The 798-nt window shown below is 47.0% G+C and carries 2 protein-coding genes; both read right to left on the bottom strand.

From position 1 onward, the window contains the following. A partial coding sequence (locus CX664_RS23620; protein ID WP_146000279.1) for a hypothetical protein occupies nt 1–470 on the bottom strand: 470 nt, incomplete at its 3' end. A gap of 41 nt (nt 471–511) precedes the next feature. Then, nucleotides 512–655 carry a hypothetical protein gene (locus tag CX664_RS26725; protein ID WP_180966612.1) on the bottom strand — a complete coding sequence of 48 codons (144 nt, stop codon included), beginning with the start codon at nt 653–655 and terminating at the stop codon, nt 512–514. Between the last annotated feature and the right edge of the window lie 143 nt (nt 656–798).

Here is a 798-nt window from a genome sequence, read left to right as displayed (position 1 = left end):
TCTTTCTGTAGGTTCACGTGAGTCAACAGGGCGGCCATGGCCTCTTTGAACTCTGGTGTCTGCTTCTGCCCGTTGTCCACCAGTTTCGCCATCGCCCACAGCAGGTTGGCGATTCCCCGGGCATCAATATTCCGGGCTTCCGGTTTTTGGTTGCAGTTAAATATTATTGCATCAAGCAGAGTTGACAATAAGGCAGCTTGAGTCAGCTGAACACGCTCATGCATGGGTTTATAAGGGGTAAAAACACCCGCTGACGTAAATGAATGAAGTGTTGTCGTCAGGCTTCGCCAGTTCCAGCTCCGTGTTGGGGTAAAGTTTTGCAGCATACATATCAGCTGGCTCTGTTCCGCCCGGTTTAACGGTCTTTTAGCACCTGACGTGTATTTTCTAATTGAAAGGGCATATTGACTGTGATTTTTTCCATTATAGCGATGACCAAAACGATCCGATTTACTCAACAGATCAGCCATTATTTCCTGTTTGATGAGGGCATTAAAATCTTGAGCAGGGTTTACTGAACGGTACTGTAGATGTTGAGAAGAGCTGGCTCCAGAAGAATGGTAAAATTCATGGCGACCCGGCGCAGTGCGGGGGGGATTATCCCATGGTCTGACTGTGGCATGCCTGTATCGTCCACGCCCTGAAGAAGGGGCATGCCCAGCTATTCCCGACGATTACACGACAATACCATAGCAGGTGTCGTAACCACTGATACCATCAGATATTCAAACAAAAAGAAAATCTTCAGCTACTTCATGAGAATATAAAAAACAGACTGCGGTTCTGTTCAGAAGTTCA

Source organism: Endozoicomonas acroporae (assembly GCF_002864045.1).
Classification (GTDB): Bacteria; Pseudomonadota; Gammaproteobacteria; order Pseudomonadales; family Endozoicomonadaceae; genus Endozoicomonas; species Endozoicomonas acroporae.
Note: the sequence above shows the minus strand (reverse complement) of the source record. Positions and strands in the feature narration are given on the sequence as shown.